Source organism: Sporosarcina sp. FSL K6-3508, assembly GCF_038615825.1.
Taxonomy (GTDB): Bacteria; Bacillota; Bacilli; order Bacillales_A; family Planococcaceae; genus Sporosarcina; species Sporosarcina newyorkensis.
This window is the reverse complement of the sequence record NZ_CP152016.1, coordinates 1,833,285-1,846,615: the sequence shown is the minus strand read 5'-3', so window position 1 is coordinate 1,846,615 and position 13,331 is coordinate 1,833,285. Positions and strand designations below refer to the sequence as shown.

The 13,331-nt window shown below is 38.2% G+C and carries 14 protein-coding genes; 12 read left to right on the top strand and 2 right to left on the bottom strand.

What is annotated here, in order from left to right; all coding sequences use genetic code 11:
* Positions 1-204 precede the first annotated feature (204 nt).
* The 5 genes from MKX97_RS09050 (at position 205) to MKX97_RS09030 (ending at position 5,309) form a co-directional block, all read left to right on the top strand.
* On the top strand, positions 205-618 hold the full coding sequence (locus MKX97_RS09050; RefSeq protein ID WP_342535811.1) for a carboxymuconolactone decarboxylase family protein: 414 nt from the start codon (positions 205-207) through the stop codon (positions 616-618).
* 295 nt (positions 619-913) lie between these two features.
* Complete coding sequence (locus MKX97_RS09045; RefSeq protein ID WP_342535810.1) at positions 914-1,714, top strand: alpha/beta hydrolase; 801 nt, start codon at positions 914-916, stop codon at positions 1,712-1,714.
* 547 nt (positions 1,715-2,261) lie between these two features.
* A complete protein-coding gene (locus tag MKX97_RS09040) occupies positions 2,262-2,843 on the top strand; it encodes a uridine kinase (RefSeq protein ID WP_009496534.1) in 582 nt (193 codons plus the stop codon).
* Between the two features lie 114 nt (positions 2,844-2,957).
* Entirely contained in the window at positions 2,958-3,986 is a 1,029-nt protein-coding gene (locus tag MKX97_RS09035; RefSeq protein WP_342535809.1) for an alpha/beta hydrolase, read from the top strand.
* Between the two features lie 327 nt (positions 3,987-4,313).
* The gene (locus tag MKX97_RS09030) at positions 4,314-5,309 is read left to right on the top strand and encodes a zinc-dependent alcohol dehydrogenase family protein (protein ID WP_342535808.1); all 996 of its coding nucleotides are present in this window, start codon (positions 4,314-4,316) and stop codon (positions 5,307-5,309) included.
* 222 nt (positions 5,310-5,531) lie between these two features.
* Here the strand turns inward: MKX97_RS09030 and MKX97_RS09025 are convergent, their stop codons facing one another.
* Complete coding sequence (locus MKX97_RS09025) at positions 5,532-7,433, bottom strand: endonuclease MutS2 (protein WP_342535807.1); 1,902 nt, start codon at positions 7,431-7,433, stop codon at positions 5,532-5,534.
* A gap of 688 nt (positions 7,434-8,121) precedes the next feature.
* Between MKX97_RS09025 and MKX97_RS09020 the strand changes: the two genes are divergently transcribed.
* From MKX97_RS09020 to MKX97_RS08995, 6 genes are all read left to right on the top strand, one after another.
* Positions 8,122-8,358 carry an alpha/beta hydrolase gene (locus tag MKX97_RS09020; RefSeq protein WP_342535806.1) on the top strand — a complete coding sequence of 79 codons (237 nt, stop codon included), beginning with the start codon at positions 8,122-8,124 and terminating at the stop codon, positions 8,356-8,358.
* A gap of 83 nt (positions 8,359-8,441) precedes the next feature.
* Positions 8,442-8,876: a hypothetical protein gene (locus MKX97_RS09015; protein ID WP_078816700.1), complete on the top strand. Its 435-nt coding sequence runs from the start codon at positions 8,442-8,444 to the stop codon at positions 8,874-8,876.
* 117 nt (positions 8,877-8,993) lie between these two features.
* On the top strand, positions 8,994-9,341 hold the full coding sequence (locus MKX97_RS09010) for a DUF4260 domain-containing protein (RefSeq protein WP_245799422.1): 348 nt from the start codon (positions 8,994-8,996) through the stop codon (positions 9,339-9,341).
* Positions 9,342-9,431: 90 nt separating this feature from the next.
* The gene (locus tag MKX97_RS09005; RefSeq protein ID WP_009496547.1) at positions 9,432-9,623 is read left to right on the top strand and encodes a DUF6366 family protein; all 192 of its coding nucleotides are present in this window, start codon (positions 9,432-9,434) and stop codon (positions 9,621-9,623) included.
* A 971-nt stretch (positions 9,624-10,594) separates the two neighbouring features.
* A complete protein-coding gene (locus tag MKX97_RS09000) occupies positions 10,595-10,855 on the top strand; it encodes a hypothetical protein (RefSeq protein WP_342535805.1) in 261 nt (86 codons plus the stop codon).
* A 417-nt stretch (positions 10,856-11,272) separates the two neighbouring features.
* A complete protein-coding gene (locus MKX97_RS08995) occupies positions 11,273-11,521 on the top strand; it encodes a hypothetical protein (protein ID WP_342535804.1) in 249 nt (82 codons plus the stop codon).
* Positions 11,522-12,002: 481 nt separating this feature from the next.
* On the opposite strand, the gene MKX97_RS08990 is transcribed toward MKX97_RS08995, so the two are convergent.
* Positions 12,003-12,689 (bottom strand): toll/interleukin-1 receptor domain-containing protein, encoded by a 687-nt coding sequence (locus MKX97_RS08990; protein WP_342535803.1) that lies wholly within the window; start codon positions 12,687-12,689, stop codon positions 12,003-12,005.
* A gap of 464 nt (positions 12,690-13,153) precedes the next feature.
* Between MKX97_RS08990 and MKX97_RS08985 the strand changes: the two genes are divergently transcribed.
* A complete protein-coding gene (locus MKX97_RS08985; protein WP_245799421.1) occupies positions 13,154-13,264 on the top strand; it encodes a putative holin-like toxin in 111 nt (36 codons plus the stop codon).
* The last annotated feature ends 67 nt before the right edge of the window (positions 13,265-13,331 follow it).

The following is a 13,331-nucleotide window of genomic DNA, read 5'->3' as shown; positions in this document are numbered from 1 at the left end:
CGTGATTCTAATGCTTTTTTCTTTCATCTAAACTTCATGTTCTCAAAGTGAAAAAGATACAATCGATTTCTAAAAATGAAAGTTGGATTTTTCGCAATCTTTGTTACAATGGATAAAGCCATTGCCACTGGTCCACACCAACGAAAGTGTGAGGCATGAAGCGCTTTAAAAATGGCGAATGATCGTATCAGGGAGGTTATGTACATGACAGAAGATCGTTACCAGCAAGGTTTAGAGAAATTAAAGGAGCTTACGTTATCAGGTGATGAAAATCCAAACGGCGAGATGGACATTGGGGAAGGATTTAAAGACATTGCGCCCGATTTAAGCAAATACGTTGTGGAATTCGCTTTTGGAGAAATCTACTCACGTCCGGGATTGGATAACAAGCAGAAAGTCCTTACCACCATTACAGCGCTTGTTGCACAGGGAAAGCCGCAGATTGAGATGCATATCAAGACCGGGTTGAACGTTGGCTTGACACCGGATGAAATTGTAGGCTGCATCATGCACCTGATCCCGTATACGGGATTCCCGAGTGTTTTAAATGCTTTAACCGTTGCAAAGAAAGTTTTTGCAGAACGCGGTGTATCGGTTACATTGCCGGACGATAACTAGATTCTTTAATGAGACAGTTGAATGAAAGTTCAACAGAAACGGATAATTGGTTTGCAACTGTTCGAAAAATAAAATGGTTCTAATCCGCATTTTTTCAGGTGGGTTAGAACCATTTTGGCAGTAAGCACACTTCTAAATGTATATGCTAAAAAAGGGTTGTTGTATGGAGTACATGTGAAGGAAGCAACTAAAGGAATTATGGTACTTATTAGAGATTGAAGCTAATTTCTAGATGTTGAATTGTTTAGATATGCCTATTGCACACGAGCTGTACATGAATATGGGGGTCTCACCAATGATTGAGAAAAAGATACAATCATCAGAGGGAACAGTTTATTACTGGACAAATGAATTGGATGTCCGCAATGAATTTGCAATTGTTTTTTGCCACGGACTAACAGCAAATCACACACTTTTTGATAAGCAAGTCCAGTATTTATCTGATAAGTATAAGTTGATAACTTGGGATTGGCCTCTGCATGGAAAATCAAGACCTTATACTAATTTTTCTTTCTCGAATGTTAACGAGGAGCTATCGACTATACTTGAACAAGAAAACATAAATAAAATCGTCTTAGTGGGACAATCAGCAGGCGGGTATATTGCCCAGTCATTCATTCGGGATTACGAAGACAAAGTAACAGGATTTATAGGAATAGGAACAACGCCTTTTGGTAAAGGTTATTACAGAAGTTCAGAACTCTTTTGGATTAAACATTATTCTACCATTGCTAGACTGTACCCGTTTAGTTACTACTGTAAAGCAGGAGCAAAAGCCATTACGCTAACAGAAGAAGCAAGGAAAAGTATGTACAATACGCTGCTTCATTTAGGCAAACAAGACATGCTAACGGCAACTGGGGCGGTTTATGATGAATTTTTAAAAGTAGAAGATGAAGTCCAGTTTAATTGTCCAGTCCTGATCACCTATGGAGAGTACGACAAAACAGGCTATATAAAAAAGTATTGTAATAACTGGGCGGAAAAAAGGGGTTATCCATTAAAAGTAATTCATAATGCTTCTCACAATGCAAATTATGATAACTATGAAGAATTTAATGAATTACTGGATAACTTTGTTCAATCCATATTATAAAAGACTATTCAACGGACAAGCACTTTTGCAGAATAAGCATAACTCCTATTCTTGCTGAATCGGTTAATAATCGAGGAGGTATTTATAAATCAGCTCTTTTATCTAAATATTACGAAACCCGAAAGTGTCACTACTCAGGCAAATCAGATGGCACCACATCTCATAAAGTTACATGAATGGGAAAAGAGCCGTAATAGGTTGATTCCATTAAGTTGATGAACAGAATGTTGGCAATTCTACAATCAGATTGAAAACGAAACCTTCACTTGGTGTTTTCCGTACCATTAGTTGGAAGGGAAGGATACGGGAAGATGAGAATTTTTAAGAATACTGTGTTTTAAACCATGATTTTTTTGTCATTTTGTATTTAAATACTCTCATTTTTAACCCTCGGAATATAACGAGTATTTTTGAAAAGGGATTTTACCTGGCGTGGGAGTCATCTTGTCTGCTGTGGCTTTGTTATTTCTACTTATACTTTTCGTCACGCATATCAGCAGACTAAGGGCTACGTCGTAAAAAGAATTTGCAAGGAGGTAGTTCCAACGTGTCAGCAAATTTACCCAACTTACATACCGGCTACACCGTCGTGATCGGAATCGACGGCTTGGGAGGTTCAGGAAAATCGACATATGCGCGGGATCTTCAGCAGGCGATAAAAGGCGTGCACCTTTTTCATCTGGATGATTTCATTCATCCTAAAAAGATCCGTTACAACGAAGAGTATGAAGAGTGGTATGGCTATTATTATTTGCAATGGCGCTATGAATATTTGATCAACGAGCTGTTAGTCCCCTTAAAAAATGGGGGCAAAGTGAGGCGGACAATCGAGCTCTATGACAAGGAAACAGATGGTTATATCGAACAAGAAATTGACATTCCGTCTGGCTCGATCGTACTTATCGAAGGGGTTTTTCTGCAGCGTCCTGAGATAAGACCGTATGTGGATCATGTCATTTTTCTTGAAGTCGACAAACAGACTAGACTCAAGCGTGTAATCGACAGAGATGTCTATATCGGCACGAAGGAAGAGATTATTAGCAAGTACGAACGCAGGTATTTTCCAGCAGAGGAGATGTATATGAAGTTGTGTAATCCTCTGGCATCTGCTCACTATATTGATAGATGAGGTTGAGCGATTTCTGCCTGCTGGCGAACTGATGATACAAGGCTGTACCAGAACCGAACTTATTAATTGAATCGGGAAGGAATAAAAAATGATATGAAGCGTAAAAGGAAAATTATGAAATACCTTATGTATAGTGCCCTCACCAGCGCGGCATTACTCGCGATAGCGCTTTTCTTTCCCACCTGGACATCCACTATAAAAGGTGATGCGAGTATCAGTACACTAGAACAAGTGGAAATAAATGGGGTGGAACATGAAATTATGATACGTGGAGCGAATAAAGATAACCCTGTTATGATTCTTGTACATGGCGGACCTGGATCACCTGAAACACCGTACGCTGTTCAATATGAAGATTTATTGGAAACAAATTTTACTGTGGTGAATTACGACCAGAGAGCAAGCGGGAAGTCGTATCATTTTTTTGAGGACTATTCCAATTTATCCACGGATTTATTGGTTAATGACCTATTAGCGTTGACAGACTATATAGCAGAACGTCTTGGGAAAGAAGAAGTCATCCTTGCGGCTCATTCGTCAGGTACATACATTGGCATACAAGCAGCCAATAAATCTCCTGAGAAATATAAAGCGTATATTGGGATTGGGCAGATGGGTGATACACTCGAAAGTGAGAAAGAAAGTTTGGCTTACTGTATCGCGCAAGCTGAAAAAGCGGGAAATCTTGATGATGTGGAGTATTTACAAGGGATAACAGAGCAAATTGAAAATGGCAAAATGGTCACGCCGAGAGAATACGTGATGAAATATGGCGGATCCACAAAACAAATTGATCATCCTGATGGCAATAATATTGGAGTTTTATTTAGCAATGAATATAATTTGTTGGATGTTATTCGCTACAATATGGGAATGGGGTACTCTCAAGAGAAGTTAGTAGGCCATATGCTGGAAAATCCATTGCCGGAAATTGTGACAAAACTTGAAATCCCTTTCTATTTCGTCATGGGTACAGATGATTATATGACCACATCAAATGCAGCAAAAAAGTATTTCGATACGATAGAAGCCGAATCCAAGTATTTTGTCCCTTTTGAGAAATCAGCTCATTACCCGCATCTTGAAGAAAAAGAGAAATTTCATGAATGGATGTCTGATACATTTATTAATGAAACTAAGTAATAAGCTTAACAATCCTTAGCAAAATCATTAACCATGCCGCATCGAATCGTTCTATGATCTGTGCACATGTGAAAGAGAATCATTCTGATCTGTAAGGATAAGATCAGTATATCGCTTAGAAAAAAGACTCTTGACCACTGGAAAACATATGTTTATTTTGTTTTACCGATCATTCTGCTAGCCGCATTACTGGAAACATACATAGCTGATTTCTTATTCAATTTATTTCAGTAGCTACAAAAGAGAGACTTGATCGAAACTAATGTAGGTAATTTTCAGATCATCTTCAGCGCGCTAAGTACCGTAAATGAAGGAGGTCTCATTGAATTGGATGCAAAATGTATTACATTTCACGAGTTTGGAAGTCCTTTAGACGTATTGAAAATTGAACATAAAAGGATCGAACCGCCGAAGGACCATGAAGTGTTTGTTCGGATGTTAGCACGTCCTATTAACCCATCTGACTTAATCCCAATTAGAGGAGCGTATGCTCATCGAATTTCTTTACCTAGTATACCGGGGTATGAAGGTGTCGGCATTGTGGAAGATGTAGGCGCTTCCGTTTCTCAACATCTTATTGGCAAGCGCGTGTTACCTTTGCGAGGGGAAGGTACTTGGCAAGAATACGTCAAAACAGCAGCGGAATGGGCAGTGCCTATCCCTGATTCTATCGATAATTTTACGGCTGCGCAGATGTACATCAATCCACTTACCGCGTGGATTGTGAGTACAGAAGTTTTACAATTAAAACCGAATGATACGTTATTGGTGAATGCATGCGGTTCTTCCATCGGGCATATTTTTGCTCAATTATCGAAGGTCTTGGGTTTTCGTTTGATTGCGGTGACGCGAAATAACGTCTATACAGAACAACTACTTGATCTGGGAGCTACTGATGTCATCAATACAGCAGAAACCCCTCTACAAAAGATGGTGATGGAGCTGACCGACGGATGCGGTGCAGATGCTGCTGTTGACTCTGTAGGCGGATCATCTGGAAACGAATTGGCTTTTTGTGTACGTCCTAATGGAAAGTTTTTAACGATTGGCCTGTTATCAGGAATCCAAGTAAACTGGGCAGATATTGTAAAAAAAGCAAAAGTACACGCGAACATTTTTCACTTGCGGCATTGGAATAAAAATGTTTCAACGGATACGTGGCAAGAAACATTCAATCATTTATTGACATTACTAAATGATAACCAATTAAGACTGACGGAAATGGACTCTCACTATGATTTAGTAAAAGTAAAAGAAGCGGTTCGTGTCGTAGAAACTTCCAAAAAAGGTAAAGGCAAGGTCTTTTTAACAAATAGGACGTAATTTTATAAAAAACAACGATACTTTTAGAGAGTTTAAAAAACTAAATAAAACCCAAAAGAACAATAAGATAGGGGAAACAGTAATGGTATCTATACCGATGGAAGTATTGAGAAAAAACATTTAGAGAAAGATGGGGATGAGAGCTTCCAATATGTGGTTAATCGGCAGGCGTGTTAACGTACAAAAGATTCCCACCTTCGTATGAAAGTGGGAATCTTTTGTTTACTTATTATTATTTCGAATTTCTTTCTGAATTTTACGAAGTGCTTTTTTCGATCCTCGCTCTATATCATGATTTAGTTTTCTAGTATTGTAGTCAATGAATAAAGTGTCTAAGTCATAGCCCTCTGGATATAACTCTTCAGCTTTTAATTCTAATACCAAGCGTTTTCCGTTTACTTCAATAAATTGATTTTGATAATACACAGTAACGTTAGAATAGTTGTCCTTTTCTTTATACACTATTCCAAAGTCATCGTGGTCAAGCAGTTTTACCCGGTCTCCTTTTTGATAGTCGATATTATTTTTAACTTTCTCAACCTCTGTTTTTGGCTTTAGAATTTTGCTTTCATTTAATCGTTCCAAGCTATACTCTTTATTTTTCATATAATCCTCTGCTCTTTTTAGAACATTTTCAGGAACATTCATTTTTCTAGAGATCCATAAAGCATTACTATCCCCAGACTGCCCGATGAGAAGTTTAAATAATGGATTCAATGTTTCATTATTAAATTGCATAGCGGCGTTCATAAAGTCACTATGCATTTCGGAAAAACGTTTTCTTTCTCCATAATGCGTTGTTGCAACGGTAATACATCCTTTAAGATAAAACTCTTCTAAGAGGGAGATTGCTAATGCTGCTCCTTCATTTGGTTCTGTTCCGCTGCCGATCTCGTCAAATAGTAACAGGGTATTGTTATTTACTGATCGAAGTATCTCTGATAAGTTCTTCATGTGAGAAGAGAACGTGCTAAGTGCATTTTCTAAACTCTGATTGTCACCGATATCGACAAACATACGCTCAAATACTGCAATTTCGGTTTCTTTCGAAGCGGTAATATGGAACCCAGACATAGTTGCCAAAGTAACAAGGCCAATTGTCTTCAGCACGATTGTTTTTCCACCGGCATTAGGTCCAGTTATGATTAAGCTGCGATAATCGCTCCCAATCTGAAACTGTAGCGGTATAACATGACCCGATAGTAATGGATGCTTGCAATTTATTAATTTTATATTCCCATAATCGTTTATGTTTGGCTCAATTCCATCCACATGTTTGCTGTATTTAGCTTTAGCAAAAATCATATCATACTGGGATATAAGCTCAATATTAATATGAATGGCTTGAAGGTTTTCAGTCACTAACCCTGTTAAAGTAGCTAGTATTTGATATTCCAACATGGCCTCTTCGGATTTTAATGTTGCTAATTCAACACTTAATTTTCCCACCACACTAGGTTCCATAAAGACTGTCGAACCTTTAGATGATATTTCAATGATAGTTCCTTGTATTTGATTTTTGTAGGAGGATTTAATTGGTATGGTATAGTGACCATTCTTGATACTTATTATAAATTCCTGAATATAATTTCTGTTTGTGCTACTGTTGAGAAATTTATTTAATCGTTCCTTTATTTTTTGTTCGGTTGTTTGGATATGATGACGAATACGTTTGAGTTCTTTACTGGCATCCGAGTCAATCTGATTATTTTTTATAGAAAAGTTAATATCCTCTTCTACCGACATGAATTCTGTCATGGAATTGGCATAGGACGATAATGTCGGAGCAAAAAATTCTTTACTGGACATGAAAACTTTTATTTTTCGGCAACCTCTTAAAAAATCGGAAATACTTAAAAGCTCTGATGGAGTTAAAATTATGCCCTTTTCCAATTTGTCAATTGTATGTTCAATGTTGGAAACACCCATGAAAGGTACGTTACCACCTGCATTCAGAATGGCACGTGCTTCAGATGTTTCAGTTAATCGATGTTTGACTACTTTTAAGTTAGAACTTGGAATTAATTTATCAAATAGTTGTTTGCCTATTCCGCTAACACAATAAGATTTTATGATCTCTTTTAGTTCGTTATACTGTAATTTTTCAAAAGTACTTTCATTCATGTTTTTCATTCTCCTCCATGTGATGAATAGATCAGCAATGAAGAAACCTAGCAGGAAATTTCAATGAGTTGAATATAAATATAAAAAAGCTGCAGTATCCACCGCAGCTTACGTTTACAATGCAAAAGTAAAATACATAAATAAAACCATCAATAACGATAGTTCTAATCATGAAGTGATGCACTTTTTTGTAAAGTATGGTAGGTATCTTCATAAGTGGAAATAAGTCCACAACAAAATAAGGGGCGTGAAACTAACTGAAATCCCCTGTTGTTAATACTTCCTTATTTCCTATAATGTTTTCTTATTTAGAAACTACCGCACTCACAAAATTCACCTCTTGTATATAATTGAAATGCTCATTGAAATCGACTTTACAGGTCTATTATACTTAGTCGAAAGCGATATGTAAAGAATGTCAAATATTTCGTAAACGTTCTTACACAAACGGGCGCGCACGACAAGTTCTGTAATAAATGCTTTCCGGTATGAAAACACAGAAGATTTATTAAATACATTTCAACCTTACAACGAAGATTGGTGGGTATCAAGGCCATTTGACGAAGCATTTTATATACCCGAAGGCTTTGAAGGATGCGCCAGTATTGTTTACAACATTAATAATTTGTTAGATGTCATTCGTTATAAATATGGGATGGGGTACTCTCAAGAGAAGCTGGTAAATCATATGCTAGAAAATCCGTTACCAGATATTGTATCAACTCTTGACAGTCCTTTATATTTTGTTATGGGTAAATACGATTACATGACGTCATCTAATGCAGCAAAAAAATATTTCGATACGATTGCAGCCGAAGATAAGCATTTTATTACTTTCAAGAAGTCAGCTCATTATCCGCAGTTTGAACAGAAAGAAAAATTTAATGAATGGATGTTGGATACATTTATTAATGAAAGAAAATAGGATACGCCCTTCTGTTAATGAGTCATTTTGTTTAACAGTTATGCTAAAACGTTGATAAGTCATTATTTGGGGAGGGGAAGGTAATGCGTAAAACTAGTACAACCGTGTTGGGCATTTATGATGTATTTTTGGCGATGGGTGCAATTTGGCTGGGAGTCCAAATGATAACGTCGAGTAATGGAACGTTTTTTGCCGATCCGTATCCCGACAGTTGGGTGTCCAATCTTCCTTTTAACAGTTGGATTATGCCTGGGATTTTAGCGATCGTCCTATTTGGATTCGGTAATCTTATAGCAGCAGTGTTAAGTTTTAAAAAAGAACAGAAGAGTTCTTGGTATGCATCTGCTGTTATGGGAACAATTTTCTTGTTCGGTTTGGCTTTTCAGTACATTGCCGTTGGTGAAATGTATATGGTAACTGGCCCCTTTTTAATTATTGGCATGGTGCAGCTATGTCTTAGTGGCTATGTTTTTTGGAGTTATAGAAAAGGTCACAACTTGAACAGAAGATATCATTAATAAATCTTCCTCAAGCGGGCGCAGATTGCAGTGGAGCAGATCTACGCCCATTCGGCAGTTAGTGCCTTTAGCTGAGAAAAGTGGGCTTACAATAAGAATATGAAGGGTGGATGGCTTTTGAATAAAATATTACTGCATGTTGAAGGGTTTGCAGTTCTGGCGTTGAGTATTTATTTTTACTTCCATCTACAATTTAGCTGGATCGTGTTTCTAGTTTTATTGTTAGCACCAGACTTGGCAGCGCTTGGGTATTTAAAAAACGTTAAGATTGGTTCGATTCTGTATAACTTATTTCATACGTACACCATTCCAGCAGCACTATTGATCTTTGGATTAACGACGCATAACAATATTGCTTTGATGATTAGCTTAATTTGGATAGCTCATATTGGGATGGATCGGATGTTTGGGTACGGGCTAAAATATCCAACAAAATTTCAAGAAACACATTTAAACCGTGTTTAAGTGACTTTCTACAAAAGGGCGCAGATGTTGAATAAACGTTGTGCCTGAATTAAGCCACTTTGCAGATTATAGTTCTTAGGAGGCGAAGAAATGAACAGAGATAACGAAACTCCTGAAGAGAAAAGAGAGAGGCTAAGGCAGAAGGAATTAAAACATCCTGCCAGCAGTATTCACGGAAGCAATCTTTCCGATTTGGTCGGTGGATTAGGTTGGAAGGGTACTGGGATCATGATTTTGGTATTAGTAGTAGCTTTTGTAGTATATTCTGTATTCTTCGGTTAATGGGCGCTTTCCTTCAAGAGTGATCAGCATCCGATTTTCATAAGCAGGCCAAATAAGGGAGGGATAGTAATATCATCTATTATTGTTCAAAAAGCTAAAGGCATAGTAGATGGCTTGGAGTATGGTGCATTTATAACCTCTAAGAAATGGGAATGTCAAAACTTTGAGTATTAATTTAAATACTTCTCTAGTTCAGATACAGAGGTATAAAAGTATTCTCTTCTCGTTTTTGCGGCCGGACTTGGAAATTGGTATTCAAAATCCACTTTTATATTTTCTTCGTTTGAAGAATTACAAAATGATCCTTTGTTTGATCCAAATGCATTTTATTATTTTCCGGATTACATTGATTCTTTCTTAGCCAATCGAGAGAGCATAGAATCAGATTATCCAGAGTTGTATAGAATGATCGTTCTCTTTTTGTTTGAATTTGACACTAGGGAGTCATTTGATAAAATGTTTCCTGAACAAGAATTCTTTAAACAGCTCCGAAAGTTTTTAAATAGCACAGGATTCGGAGAAGAATTAATTTACGATGGTTTTCAAAGGTTTCTGTATAACATAGGATTGCCCAATTTTTATAAAAATATATAAAAACCTGACATTGTCTGTAATTCAGGAATGTATATTTTGGGCCGATTTATCAAAACTTGCTTTCTTCAATACATCTCAACTCTATTGCATTTAAGGGCGCTTAATATTATAGCACACACTTAGTTGATTGGAGTGGAAGCCTTAACGAAGTAAGGTTTTTGCAAGTGAAGCGGAGCAAAAGGAGCACATCTGGTGAAACACCCAGCGAGCGAAGCCACCGCCCGCCCTCCCGAACGCGTCCGGCTGCGGGGCAGATCAACGGTTTAGAACCACCTTGACGGTATCGTGCACAAATATGAAATAAACGCTGTGTTTGAATCAGAGCATTTTGTTAAATATAATATGCTGAAGATAATTAAATAAAAGGATGGATATTCATGAAAAAATTCTTTGTTTTTACGATCGGCTTTGTATTTCTATTTTCGCTACTTGTTTTTTCTACTGAATTATTGTCTGGAATATTCCTTACGTCCAGATATGTTCCTGATGTAAGTAAAGCCTGGAATGCAAGTGCTAGTTTACCTCAAGAAGTTGAAATATTCAGTAGTAGCAGTTCTTTTTCACTTACCTTGTTGTTTGCCCTTTTGTCTGCCACTGTTGCTTATTTTATAGCACAAAAGTTTCCACGACATAACTAGAGCTGAAAATGACAGATACTAAATCTCTTGTTACGGAATCTGACCATGCTTGCTGGATAAAATAAACGGTTCGGAATGCTATTCGATTATCAAAGGGGAGCAGTTGTTGAATGAGCAATGTGCTTGAATCTGTACATTTTGTGGGACTGAAGGAGGGATTTAAAGAATTGGATATGGGTAAGTATCTTCAAAGTATCATTGCGATCTCTTTCATCATACTTTTCTCCTTATTTTCATTTACTTATTTGCCTGGTCTAAGCTTAGGATATGAACAAATATTTGTACTCCTCCTTGGAGGATGTGGTATTTACCTTAACTTTATAGAAATGAAAACAGGCTAAGTGCAAATGTAACTATTTCACTGAAATCTGGCTGGATTGTGATAGTTATAAAATCTTTAATAAAGTAGTGATGGAGATGGTTAACAAGTTTTTTCTTGTTGTAGTCGTGGGATTCGGAGCTTTTATGATAATCACAAAAGATATAGTAATGATGCCTCTTTTTATAATACTGTTAGGTGTTGCTCTTGTGCCTGGTGCGATCAAAGAAATTAAAAGTAAAGAAGATGAGAGCGGAAATTTTGGGGCATATATGAATATAACGATATTTGGTTTGATTTTTGCTTATTTTCTATTTCTATTACTATCTGGTCACCTGTATCAATGAATCTAAAGTGTTAAGCAAAAGGGCGCTCTTACGGAATAAGGGCTGTGCTTCAAACGTGCCATCTTATTTAAGAGGAAAGATAGCTTTTGAGGTGGAGACCAAGGTGGTTAGTGCGTCTTTTTTTGTAGGTATGTTTTTAATGCCTATACTATGTATTATTTTTTGTTTAAACTTAGTATCTATATTGAAAAAGGTGAAGAGCGAGGAAAAAACTACGAGTAATACTGCTTGGCTCACAATCTCTTTTACACTCATAGTGTGGAGCATAGGGCAACTCCGTATTAATTTAACAAGGGCGTTAACTGAACAATGTTGTTTCAGAAAAGGGCCATTTAGTTCGAAGCTGTCGGTTGCCGAAAACTTTATTCCATTCTCCACAAAGAAAAAACCCAATGCAAGTGCACTGGGTTTAAACATTGGTACAACCGCGTTCGCCAAGTAACCGAGATCTGAACGGCAAACTTCGGTAGACCAACAGAGCTTAGAGGATGACTAGCTCCGCGAGCTTGACCGCGACGTCTGCCATTGGCTCTTCTGCAGTGTTCAGGCCGCTTCGTGATCCTAGCAATGGACTGACTTCTCGGAGGGCTTCATACGTTGTCTCGTGCACAATAGGAATAAGCCGGTCACCCGCCAGGAGTGCCGAAAGTTCTTTGTCGGCGACACCCTCTGCTGGTAGGCGGCGTAACAACGCAGGGGTCACCAGCACAATCCCAACTCGCGAGTTCGCCAAGCCTTTGTCGATGGCGCGAAGCATTGGCACACCGAGGCCAAGGTCTTTCTCGCTGAACCAGACGGAGACACCACGTAACTCAAGTAGATCGTGCAGCTCTTTGGCTGCGCCCTTTCGGTCATTCCACGCATGGCAGAGGAAGACGTCCCGAAGGTCAGGCTGATTCGCCAGATTTTCGACTCTGTTGCGGACTGGTGTGAGTGCCCGAACTTGTTCAGGTGTGTACAATATAGATGAACCTGCTCCTGACCAGCGCGGTTTTGAACTACGGACAGAACTTCCGCCGCTACTTCGGCCGCCCTCACTTGTCAGGAATGGGGAATAAGATGAGGGTGAGTACGACCTGTAACCGCCATAACTTCCTCTGCATGCTGGACAGTTGGCTGCAGCATGCGCTGAGCTATGTCCCCTTACTGGAGCTGTACATCTAGCCATGTTTCTACCTCCCTAATTGAATGATGGTTCTGACAAATTACATCACTTTTCTCCAATAAAATACAGAGTATTTCGGATACTCTGCATTTCATCATGGAGATCATTTAAGTGTTATCTTGAGAGTCTATGAGGTATACCTTTCCTGTAAAATTTGAACTCAGGGCATTAGATGTTTAGCAAAGAGAACTAAAATGCATGGTTTTCTATTTTTAACCATATTACACTAACGGAAATGTTAGTTTAACGAGCAAAAGGCAATACTCACTATCTTGATCTTCCATTATCGGGCGCTTTTACGACATAAAGAAGGGCCGGATATTCAATGATTAGCCATTTTCTTAAAAAGGGCGTTTATATGTTTGCAGAATTCACTCTATTCTATCTGATAAAGTGATAGAATAGAGTGAGCAGCTACATATCAGCGGATGGGCGGTTGGCACTCCCTTGTGAAAGGGGGTGTTTACATGGTGACATACGAAGCAATGAACATGCTATTCCAATTTGGAATGTTCCTCGCAGCAATGGCAACAGTGATTGTAGCGATGATTGCTCTATTCATCAATAGAAAAAAGTAACCACCCTCCGCTAACGTGCAAGAAAGCAGGGTAGTTACTCTTTATGAAAACACCTTGATTACTGGCC

Excerpts from the sequence above, each read along its gene's own strand:
- MKX97_RS09050 (WP_342535811.1), top strand. The coding sequence starts at position 205 with ATGACAGAAGATCGTTACCAGCAAGGTTTAGAGAAATTAAAGGAGCTT.
- MKX97_RS09045 (WP_342535810.1), top strand. The coding sequence starts at position 914 with ATGATTGAGAAAAAGATACAATCATCAGAGGGAACAGTTTATTACTGG.
- MKX97_RS09035 (WP_342535809.1), top strand. The coding sequence starts at position 2,958 with ATGAAATACCTTATGTATAGTGCCCTCACCAGCGCGGCATTACTCGCG.
- MKX97_RS09025 (WP_342535807.1), bottom strand. The coding sequence starts at position 7,433 with ATGAATGAAAGTACTTTTGAAAAATTACAGTATAACGAACTAAAAGAG.
- MKX97_RS09020 (WP_342535806.1), top strand. The coding sequence starts at position 8,122 with ATGCTAGAAAATCCGTTACCAGATATTGTATCAACTCTTGACAGTCCT.
- MKX97_RS09015 (WP_078816700.1), top strand. The coding sequence starts at position 8,442 with ATGCGTAAAACTAGTACAACCGTGTTGGGCATTTATGATGTATTTTTG.
- MKX97_RS09005 (WP_009496547.1), top strand. The coding sequence starts at position 9,432 with ATGAACAGAGATAACGAAACTCCTGAAGAGAAAAGAGAGAGGCTAAGG.
- MKX97_RS09000 (WP_342535805.1), top strand. The coding sequence starts at position 10,595 with ATGAAAAAATTCTTTGTTTTTACGATCGGCTTTGTATTTCTATTTTCG.
- MKX97_RS08995 (WP_342535804.1), top strand. The coding sequence starts at position 11,273 with ATGGTTAACAAGTTTTTTCTTGTTGTAGTCGTGGGATTCGGAGCTTTT.
- MKX97_RS08990 (WP_342535803.1), bottom strand. The coding sequence starts at position 12,689 with ATGGCTAGATGTACAGCTCCAGTAAGGGGACATAGCTCAGCGCATGCT.
- MKX97_RS08985 (WP_245799421.1), top strand. The coding sequence starts at position 13,154 with ATGGTGACATACGAAGCAATGAACATGCTATTCCAATTTGGAATGTTC.